The sequence below is a fragment of the Paractinoplanes pyxinae genome (assembly GCF_026626335.1).
In the GTDB taxonomy this organism is placed as follows: Bacteria; Actinomycetota; Actinomycetes; order Mycobacteriales; family Micromonosporaceae; genus Actinoplanes; species Actinoplanes pyxinae.
In genome coordinates this window covers 89,461-109,212 of sequence record NZ_JAPNTZ010000012.1, presented here as the reverse complement: position 1 = coordinate 109,212, position 19,752 = coordinate 89,461, and the positions used below count along the sequence as shown (strand labels likewise).

The following is a 19,752-nucleotide window of genomic DNA, read 5'->3' as shown; positions in this document are numbered from 1 at the left end:
CGTTGTACCTGAAATACGTACAGCTCGGTGGTTCCGGGCAAACGCCACGAACGCCATGGCACCAGCTGTGGTGCCATCCCGGTGCGCTTCCCGGATATCCGCCCAAGATCTCGAGTGGCGGGGCAGACTAATCGGGGCGAAGCGTGACCTTTCCGAGGGGTCGTCACGTGCTTCTTTCGCGTACCCTGCTCGGGTGACCTCCTGGATGCGCAGACGCGATCACAACATTTTCGCCAACGCGACCTCGTTGATGATCTGCGGTTTACTGGCCGGCGTCGTCGTCGCGGCCGCCGCTTTCCCCGCCGCCGCCATGTCCGGTCTGGCCGCCAAGGCCGGTGGCGAGACGTTCGCGCAGCTGCCCAGCGAGCTCAAGGACTTCAGCTCCCCGCAGATCACCCGCATCTACGCCGCTGACAAGAAGACGCAGATCTCGCAGTTCTACGACGAGTTCCGCAGCGACGTCCGGCTCAAGGACATGTCGAAGTTCATGCCCGACGCGATGATCGCCGCCGAGGACAGGGAGTTCTACAACCACAACGGCGTCGACCTCAAGGGCGTCGCGCGCGCGTTCGTGAACAACAGCGGCAAGAGCGAGTCCAAGCAGGGCGCCTCGACGATCACCATGCAGTACGTGCGGATGTCGCTGGCCTACTCGGCGACCAACCCGCAAGAGGTCGTCGACGCCACCAAGGACACGCCGAAGCGCAAGATCACCGAGATGAAGTACGCGCTCCAGGTCGAGAAAGAGCTCACCAAAGAGCAGATCATCGAGCGCTACCTCAACGTCGCGCCGTTCGGCAACCAGGCCTACGGCGTCTACGCGGCCAGCCAGGTCTACTTCAACAAGAAGCCCAAGGACCTGACGGCCGGCCAGGCTGCGATGCTCGCCGGGCTGGTCAAGGCGCCCTCCAGCTTCAACCCGACCGTCAAGGCGGGCTACGACCAGATCAAGCAGCGCCGCGACAACTACATCCTCCCGGCCATGGTCGAGATGGGGAAGCTGACCCAGGCCGAGGCCGACAAGGCCAAGAAAGAGGCGATTCCGCGCCAGGTCAAGCCGGTCGGCAACGGCTGCGTGTCGGTGGCCAACAACAACTGGGGCTTCTTCTGCGACTACTTCTACCGCTGGTGGATGAGCCAGGAGGCGTTCGGCGCCACCCCGTACGACCGTGAGCGGCGGCTCAAGAGCGGCGGCTACCGCATCATCACCACGCTCGACCTGAAGGCCCAGGCCGACGCCCGCAAGCGGATCAACAAGCGCATCGAGGACAACGACAAGAACGCCCTGCTGCTGGCCGCGACCGAGCCCGGCACCGGCAAGGTGCGCCTGCTGGCGGCCAACCGCAAGTACAAGCTGCCCGACCCGGCGCACCCCAACCCGCTGTCGTCGGACAAGAAGAAGGCCAAGGCGGGCGTACGCGCGACGTACCCCAACACGACCAACCCGCTGCTCAGCGGCGGCGGTGACATCAACGGCTACCAGGCCGGCTCGGTGTTCAAGATCTTCACGATCATCGCCGCGCTCGAGAAGGGCTACCCGCTGGCCTACCCGATCAAGGCGGAGAAGCGCTACAAGTCGGGCTACATCATCAGCCGCAGCAACGACTCGGCCTGCCCCGGCACGCACTTCTGGTGCCCCAGCAACTCGGGCGGCGGCGGTGAGGGCGTCTACAACATGCACTCCGCCTTCGCGAAGTCCATCAACACGTACTTCGTGCCGCTGGAGGAACAGGTCGGCGCCGAGAACGTGGTGGCCGTGGCCAAGCGGTTCGGCGTGCAGTTCCGGGTCAAGCAGGACGCGGACTTCGCCAACAACCCGGTGGCGGCCAACCAGTGGGGCGCGTTCACCCTCGGTGTGAGCGCCTCGACGCCACTCGACATGGCCAACGCGTACGCGACACTGGCCGGTGACGGCATGTACTGCGAGCCCACCCCGATCGAGCAGATCAGCACCCAGGACGGCAACAAGCTCGACATCGGCAAGCCCCGCTGTATCCGTGCCACCAGCAAAGACGTGGCCCGTGCGGCCCTGGACGCGGCTCGCTGCCCGGTCGGCGACTCGGCCCAGATGGGCCGCTGCAACGGCGCCACGGCCCGCCAGACCAAGTCCACGGTCAGGCACCCCGTCTTCGGCAAGACCGGCACGACTGACGCCGACAAGACGGCTGCCCTGATCGCCGGCACCACGTCCCTGGTGGTGGCGGGCTACCTGGTCAACCCCGACTGGCCCGACCACCGCGACCGCATGTCGCACGACATCGTCAACCCGGCGGTCTACCAGACCTTGGGCGACTTCATGGACGGCAAGCCCAAGGAGCAGTTCAAGGAGCCGGAGAACCGGAAGATCGCCTTCGGCGACCAGCGCTCCATCCCGAACGTCGAATGCGACTCGATCGACGGCGCCCGCGACCGCCTGGAAGACGCCGGCTTCGACGTCTCCATCGGCAGCGAGATCGACTCCGACTGCCCGGCCGGCACCGCCGCCGGCACCAGCCCCGACGGCCGCACCATCAAGGGCGGTTTCGTGATCATCCACCCGGCCAAGGCCAAGGCAGCCACCCCGCCGCCCGGCAGCCCGGCCACCCCGGGTGGCCCACCCTCGGGCCGGCCACGGCGATAGAGCAATAGCGAATAGGGCGGGACGTCTTGACGGACGTCCCGCCCTTTCGTTTTCCCGGGCGAGTCCACGCCGTGGCCGGAGCCGGTCCCTACGAAGATCATCTAGCCTCGAGTGATGGCTGAGCCGGACGTCCTGACCCTGCAGAGACTGGCCACCGGGCTGTTCGTCGAGTACCTCGGCGAGACGACCGCTGACCCCGACGACCTGATGGTGGGACTCGGGTACCCCGCGCCGCTGTGCGATCGGCTGTGGCACGGCCATCCCGGAACGATTCACGAACCCGCCCCGCAGCACGTGCAGGTCGCCTGGGTGGGGCTGGAGGACACGGTGGCCAGCTTCGCCGTCGGCTACAGCTGCGACGACGAAGGGCGGTACGCCGGGCTGGGCGTCATCTCCGCCGCGGAGTACGAGCTTCGGCGGCGCCGTGTGCTGGGCGGCCAACCACCGACAGCATGAGGCCGCGCAGAAACAAATCAGGCCCGGTTACCGTTTCCGGCGACCGGGCCTGACCTGCACTGCTCTTGGTCGGGGTGGCCGGATTTGAACCGACGGCCTCTTCGTCCCGAACGAAGCGCGCTACCAAGCTGCGCCACACCCCGAGCTGCCTGGAAATACTATCCGACGCTTCGGCCAGCGCGAAATCGGTATCCCCCCAGCAGCATAACCGCAGGTCAGCGCGGTATGAGAGTCAGCACCGAGGCCTCGGGGCGGCAGGCGAAGCGGATGGGGGCGGTGGGGTGGGTGCCCAAGCCGGCCGAGACGTGCAGCCAGGCGTCCGAGCCGGGCCAGCGGTGCAGGCCCTTGGCCATGCGGTGGGGCAGGTCGCAGTTGGTGGTCAGGGCGCCGTAGAAGGGGACGCAGACCTGGCCGCCGTGGGTGTGGCCGGCCAGCAAGAGGTCGAAGCCGTCGGCGGCCATCGCGTTCAGGACCCTCGAGGCGGGGGTGTGGGTCACGCCCAGGTGCAGGTCGGCGTCGGGAGAGATGGGGCCGGCGACGGTGTCGTACTCATCGCGGTTGATGTGGGGATCGTCGACGCCGGCCAGCTCGACCGAGCGGCCGCCGGCCTTGATCGTGGTGCGGGCGTTGTTCAGGTCGGCCCAGCCGGCGTCGGTCAGGGCGGCCCGCAGGTCTTCGGCGGGGAGGTTGGCGTCGCCCTGCACGTACTCGCGCTCGGGCAATAGGTAGAGGATCGGGTTCTTCCAGCGGGGGCCCCGGTAGTCGTTCGAGCCGAAGACGAAGGCGCCCGGGATCTCGAGCAGCGGGTCGAGAGCGCGCAGCACGCCGGGCAGGGACTCGGCGTCGGCCATGTTGTCGCCGGTGACCACGACCAGGTCGGGGTCGAGGCCGGCCAGCGCGGCGACCCAGGCCTGCTTGCGGCGCTGGTCGGGCATCATGTGCAGGTCCGAGATGTGCAGGATGCGCAGCGGCTCGGCGTCGGGCTCCAGGACCGGCACGTCGAAGCGCCGGAGCGTGAAAAGGTTGCGTTCGATCAGCGAGGCGTAGGCGAACGTGGCGGCCCCGGTGGCGAGCACCGCGGAACCGAGGGCGAAAAGAGAGCGCTTGCGCATGGGTGACAAGGGTAGTTTCTCCGTCCATGGGAACGCTGAAAGACCGCCTGAACGATGACCTGCACTCGGCGATGAAGAGCCGCGACGAGCTGACCACGGCCACGCTGCGGATGGCGCTGGCCGCCGTGCGCAACGCCGAGGTCGCCGGCACCGAGGCTCGCGACCTGTCGGACGACGAAGTGCTCGCCGTGCTGAACAAAGAGTCGAAGAAGCGTCGCGAGGCGGCCACGGCGTTCGGCGACGCGGGCCGGGCCGAGCAGGCGGCCAAGGAGCGCTCCGAGGGCGAAGTGCTCGAGCGCTACCTGCCCAAGCAGCTGACCGACGACGAGATCGCCGAGATCGTGTCGGGGGCGCTCGCGGCCGGCGGCTTCACCGGCAAGGCGCAGATGGGCCCGGCGATGAAGGCGGCCCAGGCGGCGGTGGTGGGTCGCGCCGAAGGCGGGCGGGTAGCGGCCGAAGTCCGCAAGCAACTGGGCTGAGAACGTCGGGCCGAGCCGCCTGAGCGTTTTGCTCAAGTCCGTGGGTTGCAAGTCGATTGCTGGATCGACCCCCGACATCCCCGGAAGAAGAGTGCCCATGACCTGCGTGAACTGCGGCTCGACCGCCATACAGCCGAACGGCTGGTGCGGCGCCTGCGGCCAACCGGCCACCCCACCGGTTGCCGCGGCGCCCGAGTCGGCGTGGCCTCCGGCACAAGCGGCGCCGCCGCAGCAGCCGTCATGGGCCACCCCGCAGCAGAACTGGTCAACCGCCCAGCAAGGCGAATGGCCGCAACCACAGCAGAACACGTGGGCGCAGCCGGCAACGCACCAGAACGAGTGGTCGCAGGCCGCACCGCAGCAGAACGAGTGGTCGGCTTCCCAGCAGGGTGGGTGGGCCGCGCCGTCGCAGAACCAGGGGGACGCGCTGGGACAGCCCGCATGGGCCACCGACGCGACCTCCACGTTCGGCGTCCCCGCCCAGCCCACGTATGAGGCACCCGCGGGCGCCTATCAGGCCCCAGGCACGTCGGCGGGCGCCTATCAAACGCCGCCCGTCTACCAGCCGCAAGCGGTCGTGGACGCGTATCAGCAGACGTCGGCTCCGCCCGCACCCGCCTATCAAGCGCCGCCCGCCTACCAGCCGCCGCCGAGTGGCCAGACCGCGCCGCCGGTCATGGACGCCACGGTCGTCGGCGGCTTCCCGGCCTACCCACAGCCACAACCGGCCGCTCAGCCGTACGCTTCCGGCCCGCCGCCGTACATGGTGAGCAACCAGCCGGCGGCCGCCCCGAAGGCCGGCAACCCGTTCAGCATCGTGGCGTTCGTGCTGGCCGGCGTGTCGCTGCTGCTGTTCCCGATCTTCGCCGGGCCGCTCGCCATCGTGTTCGGCGCGGTCGCGCTGTACCGCCGTGAGCGCCTCGGCCGCCTGGCCCTCACCCTCGCCCTGGTGGGCCTGATCGCCGGCGTCGGCCTCAGCATGCTTGTCAACAGCTTCCTGTAAGCACCGACGAAAAGGGGTACGGCCCTCGGCCGTACCCCGCAATTAGGTTCTTTCAGATCGCGAGCTGCGGCCGGACCGGCACCGCCGTAACCGCGGGCGATGCGCTGCGCCCCGGCAGCTGCTGCTGCGGCACCGCGTACGGCCCGAGCATGCTTTCAATGGCCGGCGCGATGGCCGGGCGGTCGTTGAGTTGGATGAGGCGCGCGGCGCGGGCCAGCGAGCCGGTCTCCCCGTCGCGGAAGCCCTCGCGGTAGCCCTTCTCGTACCGCTCCCCGCGGCCGAGGGCCCGGCCGAGGGCGAAGCAGGAGGAGCCGGCGAGGGCGAGGAGGAAGAGCAACGCGAAGGGTGTCACCGTTATTTTCCTTCCGGGGTAAATGTCTTATTTAGCCGAAAAGTACCCCTAGAGCATGGCTCATGCGGTAGAGCGGTGATCAAGTACGCCAACGGGTGACTCCCCTTGCGTCCCGGCGAGTCGCGCGGGAATGTCCGCCGGATCGGCCGGCCGGCACAGATGAAAGCCCTGGCCATAGCCGCATCCCAGGCCACGCAGGGCGGCCAGCTGGGCCGCGTTCTCGATCCCCTCGGCCACCACTCGTAATCCGAGAATCTGCGCCAGCTCGACGATAGTGCGAACGAGCGCGAGGTCTTCCGCGGTGAGCTCGGCCCGGGCGATGAAGGCGCGGTCGATCTTGAGCTCGTCGACCGGCAACTCCCGCAGGTAGGCCAGCGAGGAGTACCCCGTACCGAAATCGTCGATCGACAGCTGCACGCCCAGCTCGCGCAACACGCCCAGCGCCGACTTGCCCAGATCAGGCTCGCTGACCAGCACCGATTCGGTTAGCTCGAGGGTGACCGCGCTCGACGGCAGACCGGCCATGGCCAGCGCCCGCATCACGTTGTCGGCGAAGCGCGGGTGGACGAGCTGGTGACCCGACACGTTGACGTTGAGGCCGAGCTCGGGAAAGTCGCGCCGCCACTTCGCCACCTGCTTCGCGCTCTTCTCGAGCACCCACTGACCGATCTCGACGATCAGCCCGAACTCCTCGGCGACCGGGATGAAGTCGACCGGCGAGACGAACCCGCGGGTCGGGCTGTGCCAGCGGATCAGCGCCTCGACCCCGGCCGGCTTGCCGTCGGCCAACCGGATCAGGGGCTGGTACTGCAACCGGAACTCGCCGTCGCGCAGAGCCCGCTGCAGGTCGCCGCGCAGGCTCAGGTGATCGAGCGCCTCGGCGTGCATGTACGGCTCGTAGACCAGCACCCGGCCCGGCCCCTCCCGCTTGGCCCGGTACATCGCCACGTCGGCGTTGTGCAGCAGCTCCTCGGACTTCTCGTCGGCCTCCCGTGAGATCGCGATGCCCACGCTGGCGCCGATGAACACCTCACGGCCGGCGATCCGGAACGGTTCCTTGAGGGTGGCCACGATGCGCTCGCCGACGATCTGGGCCGACTCGACCGGGGAGTCGTGCAGCAGCGCCGCGAACTCGTCGCCGCCGAGCCGGGCGGTGGTGTCACTGGCCCGTACACACCCCCGCAGCCGCCGTGCGACCAGCGCCAGCAGCTGATCGCCGGCGTCGTGCCCGAGGCTGTCGTTGACCGCCTTGAACCGGTCCAGGTCGATGAACAGCACGCTGGTCGGGTCGGCCAGGGTGTTCCGCGAGGCGAGCACCCGCTTGAGGATCTTGAGGAACAGCGCGCGGTTGGGCAGCCCGGTGATCAGGTCGTGGTGGGCCTCGCGGACCGCCTCGACCGTGCGCGCGTCGGTCAGCGCCAGGCTCACCTGCTGGGCGAACGCGTCGAGCTGATCACGCTGCTCGGTGCCCGGGCCGGCCGTTCCGGGCAGGCACGCGACCAGGCTGCCGGCCATCTCGCCGGTGACCCGGACGGGCGCCGCGATCAGGACGCCCTCGGCCCCCGGCCGGACGAGCACCGTCCCGCCGGCCATCGCCGCCCGGGCCAGGCTGTCCGGCGGCACGGCGGCGTCTCCACAGGTGGAGGCGACGCTCAACCGCCGGTCCGGTCCGCCTTCGGCCAGCATCAGCGTCACCGTGGCCCCGCCCAGCATCTCAGCCGCACCGGCGGTCACCGCGTCGAGGATTTCGGGCAGCGGGCGCCGGCCCGAGATCGCCCGCTGGATCGTGAGCAGCGACTCGACCAGCCGTTGCCGGGTCTGCGCGCTGGTCGCCTGGCGTTCCTTCTCGGCCCGCAGGTGACGTTCCGCCGCGAGCACCCGGATGCTGCGCAGGGCGAGACCGAGCACTTGGCCCATGCCCTGCAGCATCTGCCGTTCGGCCGGGTCGAAGGGTTCGGACAGCCGGGCCACGATCAGCGCGTCGCCGGACTCGGTGCCGAGCGGGTTGCTGACGGCGTGCAGTTCCCCGACATACGGCACGACGAGAACCGGCTGGCCCGCCGCCACCTCGTGCAACGCCGCCTCCGGCACGACCGGGCCGAACCCGTACGCGCCGGAAACCTTGCCGTCACGCACCACCGCGCCCACCTCGGCCTCGACCATCTCGGTGGCCCGCTCGACCGCGCCCGCGATCGCCAACTCCTCGTCGGCGGCCGCGTTGACCGCCGTGAAGTACTCGGTGAGCTGGTGCGTCGACCAGGATTCCATCGGTCAGGCCAGGGCCAGCGTGACGAGGGTGAGGGCGTGCGTGCCGAGTGCGCCGCGTACCCGGGCGATCTCACCCAGCGTGTAGAAGCCGGCGAAGGGAGCGTCGCTCAACGCCGTACGCATGGCCTGGATCTCCTGGTCGAGGCCGCCCTCAACCAGGCCTGCCCACCGGCCGCCACAGTCGAAGGCGATCACCCCGAGTGGCGGCAGGCCCTCGAGCCGGGCGATCGCCTCGGTGCACGACCAGGCCGCACCGTCCAACATCGACTGCCGGTCGCCCTCCATGAGCCAGACCAGCGCGCCCTGCGGAACGTCGTTGGAACCCCAGACCGAGCGTTCCGCGTCGTCCCCGGCGTGGATGACGCGGATGTCCTCGCCACTGCGGCGCGACAAGCCGAGCGGCTGCAGCGCCCGGCCCTTGTCGAACAGGTCTTCGGCTGTGCCTTCGATCTCGTTGCGGCGCAGCAGCACGTCCAGCGCCGGCTCGCCGTCGAGCTGATAGATGTGCGGGCCGCTGGCCTTGGTGACCACCATCGGCGGATCCTTGCGGCGCCAGCCGTGCGCGACCCCGATGCCGATGGGCCCGTCCGAGCCGAGCGCGAGCCCGACGACCGAGCCGGTCAGCACCTCGTCGCCGATGAACTGGTACGTCTGCCGGAACCGGCGGTCGTCGGCCGCGAACCCGCCGACCAGCGGAACACTCGCGCCGATCGAGGAGTACGCGCCGCGGACGATCTCGTGCTGCTGCCCGGCCAGCCCGTCGGCCAGCAGCACCAGCACCTGGTTCTCGTCGTCCAGCCCGTGCAGGGCCTCGGCCGCCGCGGCGCCCGCGGCCCGCGGGTCGGACTTGTGGATCCGGGCCGCCCGGGCCTGCACGGTGAAGCCGTCACCGCCGAGGGCCGCGACCGCGACACCGCCGTCGGTGGTGCCCGCGCTGCCCAGCTCGCCCATCGTGGTGGCGCCGACGATCTCCGCGTCCGGTCCGGCTTCCATCCGGACGCCCCGGAGCAGCTGCGGAAGGTCATGGGCGACCGACGCGAAGACGAAGACGGCCTTGGTCTCGCGCCCGCCGATCGCCTCCGACGCGGCCTCGGCCCCCGCCTTGCGGGAGTCGGGCGCGCTGCTCTGGCCCACGCCGAACCAGCGGTGCAGGGTGCTCTGCATGATCCTCTGATCGGCACGGTTTGTCGGTTGCTGAGAGGTTGCGTGTGGGGTGCCGTCGGGTGTCCGCGGGCGGCCTGCGAGGCTTAATCCTTGTGACTGACTCTGACCTTGCGCGGCAGGTCCGCGCCGTGAGCCGGCTGACCGGCGAGTTCACCCTGCGTTCCGGCCGCATCGCCAACGAGTACTTCGACAAGTACCAGTTCGAGGCCGACCCGGTGCTGCTGGACAAGCTGGCCGAAGAGATGGCCGTGCTGATTCCCGAGGGCACCGAGGTGCTGGCCGGCCTCGAGATGGGTGGCATCGCCGTCGTCACCGCCGTCGCCCGGCACGCCGGTCTGCCCACCGCCTTCGTCCGCAAGGAGGCCAAGAAGTACGGCACCGCGCGGCTGGCCGAAGGGGCCGAGGTGGCCGGTCGTCGCGTGCTCGTCGTCGAGGACGTGGTGACCTCCGGCGGCCAGGTCGTCATCTCGACCGGCGACCTGCGCAAACTGGGCGCGCACGTCGACCACGCGCTGTGCGTGATCGACCGTCAGGAGGGCGGCGCGCAGGCGCTGTCGGCCGAGGGCATCACGCTGCGGGCGCTGCTGACCCGGGCCGACCTGGAGGCGGCGGCCTGACCGACCCTCTACGGTGGACCGATGACTCGGTTCGCTCTCGTGGGGTTCGGCTTCCGCGCCGCGGCGTTCCACCGGGTCGCCCGGGCCTTGCCCTCGGTCGAGTGCGTCGGCGCCGTGGTGCGTGAGCCTCAGCGACGAACGTTGCCGTTGCCCGCGTACGGCGATCTGGCCGCATGTGTGCGCGGGGCTCAGCCCGACTTCGTCGTGACCGCCGTGCCGCGCGCGGCCGGTCCGGGTGTCATCGCCGAGGCGGTGGCGCTCGGGCTGCCCGTGCTGGCCGAGACTCCGCCGGCGCCCGACCGGGCGGGGCTGCAAGCGCTGTGGGCCGAGGTCGGAGCGTCCGGGCTGGTGCAGGTGGCGGAGCAGTATCTGCTGATGCCTTCGCACGCCGCGCGGCTGGCCGCCGTACGGTCGGGAATTATCGGTACGCCGACGCAGGTGCAGGTGTCGTCGACGCAGCAGTATCACGCGATGTCGCTGATCCGGGGGCTGCTCGGCGTCGGTCATGACCCGGCGGCGGTGCGCGCGACCCGGACGGTGGCGCCGCTGCTCGATCCGCTCGACCGGGGTGGGTGGACGGACGACGTACGGCCGAAAACCGCGACCACGACGCTGGCCACGCTGGACTTCGGCGACGGGCGGTCTGCCGTCTACGACTTCACCACCAACCAGACCCGCAATCTGCTGCGCACCCGCCGGCTGCTGGTCCGGGGCACGCACGGCGAGCTGAGCAACGACGAGATCGTGCACATGCCGGCCTCGCGGACGATCGCGCGGACCGCCCTGATCCGCCGGCAGAGCGGCCACGACCTGGACCTCAACGGCTTCGACACCGAGACGATCACCCTCGACGGGCAGGTCGTGCACCGCAACCCGTACATCGGCCACCGCCTCAACGACGACGAGATCGCGACCGCCACCTTGCTCGACGCGATGGCGGCCTGGGTGCGCGAAGAAGGTCCGCCGCCGTATCCGCTCGTTGAAGGGTGTCAGGACCAATTGCTCGCCCTCGCCGTCGAAGAGGCGGCGGACAGTGGGCGAGAAATCGCGACGACTGCGGAAGGATGGCTGCCGTGAGCGACGACGAGCTTGGAGCACTACAAGAGAGGATCGCCGCGGGCGACCCGGACGCGAAAGACGAACTGGTCGAGCTGGCCGGGGAACGCGGCGACCTGGCCGAGTTGCGGCGGCTGGCCGCGGACGGCGATCGCGACGCGGTCGGTCAGCTGGTGGAGCTGGCCGGCGAGCGGGGTGATCTGGCCGAGCTGCGTGAGCTGGCCGACGTCGGCAGCAGCGACGCGGTGGCCGTGCTGGTCGAGCTGGCGACCGAGCGCGAAGACCTGAACGAGCTGCGCCGGCTGGCCGAGGCGGGCAGCCGCGACGCCCGGGACGTGCTGGCGGAGTTCGCCGAATAGGTCCTTGGAATTCGAACGTTTAGGTTGAAGCTTCATCCTCAAAAGGTCAGACTATTGCGCCTGACAGCCGATGATCTTGGCGAGGGCAGGGCTGTTGCATGGGACGTGCGGCCGGGCTTCTGGACTGGTGCCCGGCCGCGAACCAGTCCCTGGCCACCAGTCCGTGGAGCACGAACCTGTGACCTATCAGCCCCACGCTGAACAGCCTTACCCGCCCAACAACGCGCCCCAGCCCGGTGTCTACGGCCAGCCGGCCCAGCCTGGCTATGCGAATCAGCCCGGGTTCGGCGGGCCGCCGCCGGCTTATGGCGCGCCCACCCCGCAGCCGGCTTATGGCGCGCCCACCCAACCGCCGCCGGCTTACGGCGCGCTCGCCCCGCAGGCGCCGAAGAAGCGTAAGAAGTGGCCCTGGATCCTGCTGGCCGTGGTCGTCGTCCTGATCCTCGGCTGCGTCGGCCTCTTCACCCTGGTCATCGGCGGGACGAAGAACGCCGTCGAGACGCTGGACGACAACGTCTCCGGCAAGAACGCGGTGGCCGGCGCGATGAACAAGCCCGCCCGCGACGGCAAGTTCGAGTTCACCGTCAAGTCGATGGACTGCACGAAGACCTCGGTCGGGAAGTCTCCGCTGGCCGTCAAGGCGCAGGGCACCTACTGCATCGTCTCCATGACGATCAAGAACATCGGCGACGAGGCCCAGACGTTCGACGGCACCAGCCAGAAGGCGTACGACGCCAAGGGCACCCAGTACTCCGACGACCTCGAGGCCGAACTGGCCGTCAACGGTGACTCGTCGACGTTCCTGCAGCAGATCAACCCGGGCAACCAGGTGACCGGCAAGCTCGTCTACGACGTACCCAAGGGAACCAAGCTCACCACGATCGAGCTGCACGATTCCCTGTTCTCGGGCGGCGTGAAGATCCCGCTGAAGTAGTAGTCGGGGCGCAGGGCGGGACGTCTCTCCGGGCGGCCCGCCCGCATCAACTTTGAGCCAGGGACGGCCAGAACCGCTGAGCCCAGTCGAGCCAGCTCTCGTTCCCGGGTGGCGGGTCAGGCCGGAACGAGCCGGAAAGCTCGTCGGCGTCGGGCACCTGGAAGTGCTCCCGCCACGGGTCGAGCTCGGATTCGGCCATGGGGAACGTCAGCTCCGGCGTGCGCCGCCAGCGGTCCTGGATCCGGCGCCACTGCACATCCCGGTCCACTGGCAGGTACACGACCTCGCAGGACGCCCCGACCGAAGCGGCCATCCACCGCAGGGCGGAACGCTCGTCACGCGACCAGAATCCGAAGTCGAGGACGACGCTGAGCCCCAGGCGCAGGCTGTCCATGGCCAAGCCGACGAGCCGGCCCTCCAGCAGCCACCGCTTGCCGCCGGGCTCCTGATGACGGTCGTCCTGGCCGAGGATCGAAAGCGCCCACTCGTCGGCGGTGAGCCGCAGGGCTCCGTGCTCCGCCGCCAGCTCGCGCGCACGCACGGTCTTCCCGGACGCGGGCAGGCCCACCATCAAGAACAGTGTGGGTTTCTCATTCACGCGGTCCATCATCCCCAGCACCTTTGCCGCGGCTCAGGCCTCGCTCGTCTCGGTGAGGACCCAGTCGAGGTAGGCGGGATTTCCGGCCGCCACCGGCAGGGCCAGGACGCACGGGACGTCGTACGGGTGCTCGGCGTTGGCCCGCTCGACGATGCGGTCGACCAGGGCGGCCCGCGTGTGCAGGGCGACCCGCGCCTCGGGCTCGTCATGCACCTCGCCCTGCCAGCGGTAGATCGAGCGGATCGCCTCGATCTGGTGGCCGCAGGCGGCCAGACGGTCGTCGACCAGGCGGCGGGTGAACGCGGCCAGCCAGGCCGGGTCGGCGGCGGTGATCACCACCTCGACGACACCGGTCACTTGGACAGCTCGGCCGCGATCAGTTCGGCGATCTGCACCGTGTTCAGCGCCGCCCCCTTGCGCATGTTGTCGCCCGTCACGAACAGGTCGAGCGCTCGCGGGTCGTCCATCGCACGGCGGATGCGGCCCACCCACGACGGGTCGGTGCCGACGGCGTCGATCGGCATCGGGAACTCGCCGGCCTCGGGGTCGTCGACCAGGATGACGCCGGGGGCGTTGCGCAGGGCCTGGCGGGCGCCCTCGGCGTCGACCTCGGAGCCGAAGACGGCGTGGACGGCGATCGAGTGGCCGGTCACGACCGGCACTCGGACGCAGGTGGCCGAGACCTTCAGGGCGGGAATGGCCAGGATCTTGCGGGACTCGTTGCGCAGCTTCAACTCTTCCGACGACCAGCCCAGCGGCTCGAGCGCGCCCGACCACGGCACCACGTTGAGCGCCAGCGGGGCCGAGAATGGGCCCAGCTCGTCGCCCACGGCCTGGCGCACGTTGCCGGGGCGAGAGCCCAGCAGGCGGTCGCCGGCCACCTTGCTGAGCTGGTCGTGCAGGGTGTCGACGCCGATCTGACCGGCCCCCGAAGCGGCCTGATAGGACGCCAGCACCAGCTCACGCAGGCCGTACTCGTGGTGCAGAGGCGCGATCGCCATGATCATGGCCATCACCGTGCAGTTGGCGTTGGAGACGATGTTGCGCGGGCGATAAGCGAGCGCCGCGGGGTTGACCTCGGGCACCACGAGTGGCACGTCGGGATCCATGCGGAACGCGGCCGAGTTGTCGACCACAGTGACGCCGCGGGCCGCGATGATCGGCGCCCACTGCAGCGAGACCTCGTCCGGTACGTCGAACATCGCGACGTCGACGCCGTCGAACGCCTCGGGGGTCAGCTCGGCCACCGTCAGCTGCTCGCCGCGGCAGCTGAGCTGCTTGCCGGCCGACCGCGACGACGCGATCAGCCGGATCTCGCCCCAGACGTTGCGGCGCGAGGTCAGCAGCTCGAGCATGACCGTCCCGACGGAGCCGGTGGCCCCGACGACGGCGAGCGTGGGCTGCGCCATGGCCCGGCTTACCGGCCGGTGCCCGCGTAAACCACTGCCGTCTCGCCGCCGCCCAGCTCGAACTGGTCGTGCACGGCGCGGACCGCGGTGTCGAGGTCGCTGTCGCGGCAGACGACCGAGACCCGGATCTCGGACGTGGAGATCATCTCGATGTTGACGCCGGCCTCGCCGATGCAGGCGAAGAACGAGGCGGCCACGCCCGGGTGCGAGCGCATGCCCGCGCCGATCAGCGACACCTTGCCGACGTGGTCGTCGAAGAGCAGGCTCTTGAACTTGATCTGGTCTTTGATCTTGTCGAGCGCGGTCATCGCGGTCGGGCCGTCGGCCTTGGGCAGCGTGAACGAGATGTCGGTGCGCCCGGTGCCCTCGGTCGACACGTTCTGCACGATCATGTCGATGTTGATCTCGGCCTGGGCCACGGTGTCGAAGATGCGGCCGGCCGCGCCGGGCTCGTCGGGCACGCCGACAATCGTGATCTTGGCTTCGCTGCGGTCGTGGGCGACCCCGGTGATCAGCGCTTGTTCCACGTCAGGGTCCTCCATCGATCCGGTGACCAGGGTGCCGGGCTTGTGAGAATACGAAGAGCGTACGTGGATGGGCACCTTGAAGCGGCGCGCGTACTCCACGCATCGCAACATCAGCACCTTCGCCCCGCCCGCGGCGAGTTCGAGCATTTCCTCGTACGTGATCTGCTTGATGTGTTTGGCGTCCGGCACGATCCGCGGGTCGGCGGTGAAGACGCCGTCGACATCCGTGTAGATCTCACACACGTCGGCGTGCAGGGCCGCGGCCAGGGCCACCGCCGTGGTGTCGGAGCCGCCGCGGCCGAGGGTGGTGATGTCTTTCGTGTCCTGCGAGACGCCCTGGAAGCCGGCGACGATGGCGATCGCGCCCTCGTCGAGCGCGCTGCGCAGACGGCCGGGGGTGACGTCGATGATCCGGGCCTTGCCGTGCGTCGACGTGGTGAGCACGCCGGCCTGCGAACCCGTGTACGACCGGGCCTCGTACCCGAGGTTGTGGATGGCCATCGCCAGCAGCGCCATCGAGATGCGCTCGCCCGAGGTGAGCAGCATGTCGAGCTCACGGCCGGGCGGCAGCGGGCTGACCTGGTTGGCCAGGTCCATCAGCTCGTCGGTGGTGTCGCCCATGGCGGAGACCACGACCACCACGTCGTCACCGGCCTTGCGGGCGGCCACGATGCGCTCGGCGACGCGCTTGATGCGCTCGGCGGTGGCGACCGACGAGCCACCGTACTTCTGCACCACCAGTGCCACGGCGAAACCAATCCCTCGGCTGAACGAACCGGCGACGCCGGATGCGGACAATCGCCACCACACTAGCCGCGCCCGGGCCCGGCTCCGACAGGCGATCCCAGAATCCGGCGCACAAGCGAGCGGACACGCGCGACACGCCGAAGCCCGAGAAGGCTCAGCGCCGGGGCGATACGGCCCGTGGAGGCGAGAATGTCTCGGTGCGCCCACGCTCGATGCTTCTGTCCACCGCCGCCCTGCTTCTGACGGGCGTGGCGGCCTGCGGTGGCGCGCCGGAAGCGGCCCCGCCCGCGTCGAGCGCCCCGGTCGATCAGGCGGCGGCCGACGCCCACGACAGCCTGGCGGCCAAGGCCGCGCTGGCGATGGACAAGGCGTACGCGGCTCTCTACTCCTTCGACGACGGCCGCGGCCAGCCGCGCAACGTGGTGGCCACCGTCGGCCGGGACGGCACGTGGCGGGTCGATGTCAGCGGCGGCGCGCTCGGCGGCACGGCTGACGTGACGATCGTCTCGACCCCGGCCGGCGTCTTCCAGTGCACGCTCGGGTCGCAGTCCAACCCGATCACCTCGACCTGCGTGAAGGTCGCCAAGCCGGGCAAGCCGGTGCCCGACGAGTACGACCCCAAGGTCCCGCGCCTGTTCCGGCAATGGCTGCCGGTCTTCACCGACCGGCAGGCCGCGCTCGCCGTGACCCAGGTGCAGCCGCTGGCCGGCGCCAAGGGCAGCTGCTACTCGATCGACTCGATCTCGGCCTCGCTGGCGGCGCCGGTCGACATCGGCGTCTACTGCTACGCCGACGACGGGATGCTGACCGCGGCCCGGGTCGGCTTCGGCGTGCTCAAGATGGTGAGCCAGGTCGAGGGGCCGGCCACGGTGCCGCTGCCCGGGGCCGAGGTGGCCGGGCCGCCGATGGGCATGGACGCGCCGCCCGCGCTTCCCGACCCGGTTCCGGTTCAGCCGTCCGGGATCGTCCCGTCGGCTTGAGCGTTCTCACCATCCGGGCGACCGGCTGGCAACGGCCCAGATGATCACGTAGGGTCATTTTCGACATGTGGCAGGCGTTCCTCCTTCTTCGCTGCCGCGACGAGGCCCCATTCGAGGCCGGCACCTCGTCGCGGGGCTGACGCGCGCCGCCTTCTCTCGTCTTTCCTCTCCCTTTGGAGCAGTTCCACATGTCCTCTTCGGCTTTCCAGACCCAGCGCTCCAGCAAGATGCCGTTCGAGCGCTACATCCCGTACCAGAAGCAGTTCGCGATCGATCTGCCCGACCGGCAATGGCCGGCCCGGCACGTCGAGGCCGCCCCCCGCTGGTGCGCGGTCGACCTGCGCGACGGCAATCAGGCCCTGATCGACCCGATGTCGCCCGAGCGCAAGCGGCGCATGTTCATGCTGCTCGTGCAGATGGGCTACAAAGAGATCGAGGTCGGCTTCCCGGCCGCCAGCCAGACCGACTACGACTTCGTCCGCCAGCTGATCGAGCAGGACCTGATCCCCGACGACGTCACCATCCAGGTGCTGGTGCAGTGCCGTGAGCACCTGATCGACCGCACCTTCGAGTCGATCCGCGGGGCCAAGCGCGCGATCGTCCACTTCTACAACTCGACGTCGACCCTGCAGCGCCGGGTGGTCTTCGGCCTGGACCGGGACGGCATCACCGACATCGCCACCACCGGGGCGCGGCTCTGCCAGAAGTACGCCGAGATCCACACCCCGGACACCGAGATCTTCTACGAGTACTCGCCCGAGTCGTACACGGGAACCGAACTCGACTACGCGCTGGAGATCTGCTCGGCCGTGATCGACGTCATCGACCCGACGCCGGACCGGCCGCTGATCATCAACCTGCCGGCCACGGTCGAGATGGCCACCCCCAACGTGTACGCCGACTCCATCGAGTGGATGCACCGCAACCTGCCCCGGCGCGAATCGGTCGTCCTGTCGCTGCACCCGCACAACGACCGCGGCACCGCGGTGGCCGCGGCCGAGCTGGGCCTGTTGGCCGGGGCCGACCGCATCGAGGGCTGCCTGTTCGGCAACGGCGAGCGCACGGGCAACGTCGACCTGGTCACCCTGGGCCTCAACCTGTTCTCGCAGGGCATCGACCCGATGATCGACTTCTCCGACATCGACGAGGTCAAGCGGGCCGTCGAGTACTGCAACCAGCTGCCCGTGCACGAGCGTCACCCGTACGTCGGCGACCTGGTCTACACGGCCTTCTCGGGCTCCCACCAGGACGCGATCAAGAAGGGCTTCAACGCCCTGCAGGCCGACGCCGACGAGGCCGGGGTCGAGATCGACAAGTTCACCTGGGGCGTGCCCTACCTGCCGATCGACCCCAAGGACGTGGGCCGCAACTACGAGGCCGTCATCCGGGTCAACTCGCAGTCCGGCAAGGGCGGCGTGGCGTACATCATGAAGGAAGAGCACAAGCTCGACCTGCCGCGCCGCATGCAGATCGAGTTCTCCGGCGTCGTGCAGCACCACACCGACGTCGAGGGCGGCGAGGTCAGCCCGCAGGAGATGTGGGACATCTTCGCCGGCGAGTACCTGGTCGAGCACCAGACGACCAAGGCGTTCACCGTCGAGAACTACTCGACCTCGACCCGCGACGGCAAGGTCGAGATCGACGTCGAGATCTTCCACCGTGGACAGCGCCGGCCCCTGGTCGGCGTGGGCAACGGCCCGATCGACGCCTTCGTGCAGGCCATCGCGCCGCTGGGCATCACCGCGCGGGTCCTCGACTACAACGAGCACGCGCTGACCTCGGGCGAGAACGCCCAGGCGGCGGCGTACGTCGAGGTCGAGGTGGGCGACCAGGCGGTGTGGGGCGTCGGCATCGACGAGAACATCGTGAGCGCCTCGATCAAGGCGGTCGCCAGCGCGGTCAACCGCGCTCGCTGAATCGGGTGATCGTCCCGCGCGCCCACGGCGCGCGGGATGATCCACTCACGGGCGACCGACTCGGACACAACGGGCGCAGCCCTCCTACTCTGGGGCATGTGCCCCCTCGTACTCCACTGATCCTCGCCGCCGCCGCTGCCCTGCTCGCCCTCGCCGGGTGTAAGGGCGTCTCCCTCGAACCGCCCGCCGAACAGCCCACTACGCGATCCACAAAAGACGCGGTCAGCGCTCAGAAGAAGCTCGACGCGCTGACGGTCGCCAAGTCCGGGAGCATGGCGAAGTACAGCCGCGACCGGTTCCCGCACTGGCGCAAGACGGGCGACAACTGCGACGTCCGCGACTCGGTGCTCAAGCGGGACGGCAAGAAGGTCAAGTACTCGGGCTGCAACGTCGTCGCCGGCACGTGGACCAGCTTCTACGACGGCCAGGTGCTCAACTCGCCGACCAAGGTCGACATCGATCACATGGTGCCGCTGGCCAACGCGTGGCGCTCGGGCGCCGCGAAGTGGACCGACGTCAAGCGCGGGGACTTCGCCAACGACCTCGACGACCCGCAGCTGATCGCGGTGTCGGCCGCCTCCAACCGGTCGAAGGGCGACCAGGACCCGTCCACCTGGAAACCCACCGAGACCAGCAGCTGGTGCGAATATGCGCAAGACTGGATCGCGGTGAAGGCCAAGTGGAAGCTGACGGTCACCACCAAAGAGAAGACCGCGCTCGCCGACATGTTGGAGAAGTGCTGATGACCACCTCCCCCGCGGAGCCGGTGCCGGCTGCCGCCACCGAGGTCACCGAGGAGCCGGCCGCGCCGGCCGACGAAGCCCCGCCTGCCGAGGAAGCCGCGCCGGCGGAAGCAACAGCCACCGCTCCGCCGACCACTGACATCGTGGCCGGTCAGGGTGGCGTCATGACCGACGAGGTCGGCGTGGTGACGGGCGAGCTGACCCTGCGGACAGAGCTCGACGGCTTCGACGCCACGGTCCGGGTGCAATACAAGGACGCCGATGAGTGGTACACGGTGACCGGCGCCAAGGCCCCGCTGCACGACCCCAAGGACGCGGACGCGATCCACGCGGTGGCGGTGGGCATCCTCAACCGGCCGGACGAGGGCTGAGCGGGACAGCGGAACGGCCCCGTATCGTCCTACACTCCTGA

20 protein-coding genes and 1 tRNA gene are annotated in these 19,752 nt (G+C 69.6%); 12 read left to right on the top strand and 9 right to left on the bottom strand.

Annotated elements, in window-relative coordinates; translation table 11 throughout:
- The first annotated feature begins 205 nt into the window (after positions 1 to 205).
- Both OWR29_RS31455 and OWR29_RS31450 read left to right on the top strand, forming a co-directional pair.
- The gene (locus tag OWR29_RS31455; RefSeq protein ID WP_267567195.1) at positions 206 to 2,620 is read left to right on the top strand and encodes a transglycosylase domain-containing protein; all 2,415 of its coding nucleotides are present in this window, start codon (positions 206 to 208) and stop codon (positions 2,618 to 2,620) included.
- Positions 2,621 to 2,734: 114 nt separating this feature from the next.
- Positions 2,735 to 3,076, top strand: coding sequence for a hypothetical protein (locus tag OWR29_RS31450; RefSeq protein WP_267567005.1), 342 nt, complete (start codon positions 2,735 to 2,737; stop codon positions 3,074 to 3,076).
- 66 nt (positions 3,077 to 3,142) lie between these two features.
- On the opposite strand, the gene OWR29_RS31445 is transcribed toward OWR29_RS31450, so the two are convergent.
- Positions 3,143 to 3,219: transfer RNA gene (locus tag OWR29_RS31445), tRNA-Pro, on the bottom strand.
- Positions 3,220 to 3,291: 72 nt separating this feature from the next.
- Positions 3,292 to 4,188 (bottom strand): metallophosphoesterase, encoded by an 897-nt coding sequence (locus OWR29_RS31440; protein WP_267567004.1) that lies wholly within the window; start codon positions 4,186 to 4,188, stop codon positions 3,292 to 3,294.
- A 26-nt stretch (positions 4,189 to 4,214) separates the two neighbouring features.
- Here OWR29_RS31440 and OWR29_RS31435 point away from each other — a divergent pair, with 26 nt between their 5' ends.
- Entirely contained in the window at positions 4,215 to 4,667 is a 453-nt protein-coding gene (locus OWR29_RS31435; protein ID WP_267567003.1) for a GatB/YqeY domain-containing protein, read from the top strand.
- 97 nt (positions 4,668 to 4,764) lie between these two features.
- Complete coding sequence (locus tag OWR29_RS31430; protein WP_267567002.1) at positions 4,765 to 5,670, top strand: hypothetical protein; 906 nt, start codon at positions 4,765 to 4,767, stop codon at positions 5,668 to 5,670.
- Between the two features lie 52 nt (positions 5,671 to 5,722).
- Here the strand turns inward: OWR29_RS31430 and OWR29_RS31425 are convergent, their stop codons facing one another.
- The 3 genes from OWR29_RS31425 to OWR29_RS31415 are packed head-to-tail and all read right to left on the bottom strand — an operon-like array spanning position 5,723 to position 9,454.
- Positions 5,723 to 6,022, bottom strand: coding sequence for a hypothetical protein (locus OWR29_RS31425; RefSeq protein ID WP_203377141.1), 300 nt, complete (start codon positions 6,020 to 6,022; stop codon positions 5,723 to 5,725).
- Positions 6,023 to 6,082: 60 nt separating this feature from the next.
- Positions 6,083 to 8,290 carry a putative bifunctional diguanylate cyclase/phosphodiesterase gene (locus OWR29_RS31420; protein WP_267567001.1) on the bottom strand — a complete coding sequence of 736 codons (2,208 nt, stop codon included), beginning with the start codon at positions 8,288 to 8,290 and terminating at the stop codon, positions 6,083 to 6,085.
- 3 nt (positions 8,291 to 8,293) lie between these two features.
- Positions 8,294 to 9,454, bottom strand: coding sequence for an FIST signal transduction protein (locus tag OWR29_RS31415; protein WP_267567000.1), 1,161 nt, complete (start codon positions 9,452 to 9,454; stop codon positions 8,294 to 8,296).
- A gap of 92 nt (positions 9,455 to 9,546) precedes the next feature.
- On the opposite strand from OWR29_RS31415, the gene pyrE reads away from it, so the two are divergent.
- From pyrE to OWR29_RS31395, 4 genes are all read left to right on the top strand, one after another.
- Positions 9,547 to 10,071: an orotate phosphoribosyltransferase gene (gene pyrE / locus OWR29_RS31410; RefSeq protein WP_267566999.1), complete on the top strand. Its 525-nt coding sequence runs from the start codon at positions 9,547 to 9,549 to the stop codon at positions 10,069 to 10,071.
- Between the two features lie 21 nt (positions 10,072 to 10,092).
- Positions 10,093 to 11,148: a Gfo/Idh/MocA family protein gene (locus OWR29_RS31405; RefSeq protein ID WP_267566998.1), complete on the top strand. Its 1,056-nt coding sequence runs from the start codon at positions 10,093 to 10,095 to the stop codon at positions 11,146 to 11,148.
- Complete coding sequence (locus tag OWR29_RS31400) at positions 11,145 to 11,486, top strand: hypothetical protein (RefSeq protein ID WP_267566997.1); 342 nt, start codon at positions 11,145 to 11,147, stop codon at positions 11,484 to 11,486. Before OWR29_RS31405 ends, OWR29_RS31400 begins: the two co-directional genes overlap by 4 nt.
- A 178-nt stretch (positions 11,487 to 11,664) precedes the next feature.
- The gene (locus tag OWR29_RS31395; protein WP_267566996.1) at positions 11,665 to 12,420 is read left to right on the top strand and encodes a DUF4352 domain-containing protein; all 756 of its coding nucleotides are present in this window, start codon (positions 11,665 to 11,667) and stop codon (positions 12,418 to 12,420) included.
- 46 nt (positions 12,421 to 12,466) lie between these two features.
- On the opposite strand, the gene OWR29_RS31390 is transcribed toward OWR29_RS31395, so the two are convergent.
- Genes OWR29_RS31390 through OWR29_RS31375 form a run of 4 tightly spaced genes read right to left on the bottom strand, consistent with a single transcriptional unit; the run spans position 12,467 to position 15,701 of the window.
- The gene (locus OWR29_RS31390) at positions 12,467 to 13,018 is read right to left on the bottom strand and encodes a P-loop nucleotide/nucleoside kinase family protein (RefSeq protein ID WP_267566995.1); all 552 of its coding nucleotides are present in this window, start codon (positions 13,016 to 13,018) and stop codon (positions 12,467 to 12,469) included.
- 33 nt (positions 13,019 to 13,051) lie between these two features.
- Positions 13,052 to 13,375: a divalent-cation tolerance protein CutA gene (gene cutA / locus OWR29_RS31385; protein WP_267566994.1), complete on the bottom strand. Its 324-nt coding sequence runs from the start codon at positions 13,373 to 13,375 to the stop codon at positions 13,052 to 13,054.
- Entirely contained in the window at positions 13,372 to 14,427 is a 1,056-nt protein-coding gene (locus tag OWR29_RS31380) for an aspartate-semialdehyde dehydrogenase (RefSeq protein WP_267566993.1), read from the bottom strand. The genes cutA and OWR29_RS31380 overlap by 4 nt, the downstream gene beginning before the upstream one ends.
- 8 nt (positions 14,428 to 14,435) lie before the next feature.
- Entirely contained in the window at positions 14,436 to 15,701 is a 1,266-nt protein-coding gene (locus tag OWR29_RS31375; RefSeq protein ID WP_267566992.1) for an aspartate kinase, read from the bottom strand.
- A gap of 197 nt (positions 15,702 to 15,898) precedes the next feature.
- Here OWR29_RS31375 and OWR29_RS31370 point away from each other — a divergent pair, with 197 nt between their 5' ends.
- The 4 genes from OWR29_RS31370 (at position 15,899) to OWR29_RS31355 (ending at position 19,711) form a co-directional block, all read left to right on the top strand.
- On the top strand, positions 15,899 to 16,681 hold the full coding sequence (locus tag OWR29_RS31370) for a hypothetical protein (RefSeq protein ID WP_267566991.1): 783 nt from the start codon (positions 15,899 to 15,901) through the stop codon (positions 16,679 to 16,681).
- A 188-nt stretch (positions 16,682 to 16,869) separates the two neighbouring features.
- Positions 16,870 to 18,597, top strand: coding sequence for a 2-isopropylmalate synthase (gene leuA, locus OWR29_RS31365; RefSeq protein WP_267566990.1), 1,728 nt, complete (start codon positions 16,870 to 16,872; stop codon positions 18,595 to 18,597).
- 98 nt (positions 18,598 to 18,695) lie between these two features.
- Positions 18,696 to 19,340: an HNH endonuclease family protein gene (locus tag OWR29_RS31360; RefSeq protein ID WP_267566989.1), complete on the top strand. Its 645-nt coding sequence runs from the start codon at positions 18,696 to 18,698 to the stop codon at positions 19,338 to 19,340.
- Entirely contained in the window at positions 19,340 to 19,711 is a 372-nt protein-coding gene (locus tag OWR29_RS31355; RefSeq protein ID WP_267566988.1) for a hypothetical protein, read from the top strand. Before OWR29_RS31360 ends, OWR29_RS31355 begins: the two co-directional genes overlap by 1 nt.
- Positions 19,712 to 19,752 lie beyond the last annotated feature (41 nt).

What these genes read in the sequence shown, in the direction of transcription:
- OWR29_RS31455 (WP_267567195.1), top strand. Translation starts at nt 206, where the DNA reads ATGCGCAGACGCGATCACAACATTTTCGCCAACGCGACCTCGTTGATG.
- OWR29_RS31450 (WP_267567005.1), top strand. Translation starts at nt 2,735, where the DNA reads ATGGCTGAGCCGGACGTCCTGACCCTGCAGAGACTGGCCACCGGGCTG.
- OWR29_RS31440 (WP_267567004.1), bottom strand. Translation starts at nt 4,188, where the DNA reads ATGCGCAAGCGCTCTCTTTTCGCCCTCGGTTCCGCGGTGCTCGCCACC.
- OWR29_RS31435 (WP_267567003.1), top strand. Translation starts at nt 4,215, where the DNA reads ATGGGAACGCTGAAAGACCGCCTGAACGATGACCTGCACTCGGCGATG.
- OWR29_RS31430 (WP_267567002.1), top strand. Translation starts at nt 4,765, where the DNA reads ATGACCTGCGTGAACTGCGGCTCGACCGCCATACAGCCGAACGGCTGG.
- OWR29_RS31420 (WP_267567001.1), bottom strand. Translation starts at nt 8,290, where the DNA reads ATGGAATCCTGGTCGACGCACCAGCTCACCGAGTACTTCACGGCGGTC.
- OWR29_RS31415 (WP_267567000.1), bottom strand. Translation starts at nt 9,454, where the DNA reads ATGCAGAGCACCCTGCACCGCTGGTTCGGCGTGGGCCAGAGCAGCGCG.
- OWR29_RS31405 (WP_267566998.1), top strand. Translation starts at nt 10,093, where the DNA reads ATGACTCGGTTCGCTCTCGTGGGGTTCGGCTTCCGCGCCGCGGCGTTC.
- OWR29_RS31380 (WP_267566993.1), bottom strand. Translation starts at nt 14,427, where the DNA reads ATGGCGCAGCCCACGCTCGCCGTCGTCGGGGCCACCGGCTCCGTCGGG.
- leuA (WP_267566990.1), top strand. Translation starts at nt 16,870, where the DNA reads ATGTCCTCTTCGGCTTTCCAGACCCAGCGCTCCAGCAAGATGCCGTTC.
- OWR29_RS31355 (WP_267566988.1), top strand. Translation starts at nt 19,340, where the DNA reads ATGACCACCTCCCCCGCGGAGCCGGTGCCGGCTGCCGCCACCGAGGTC.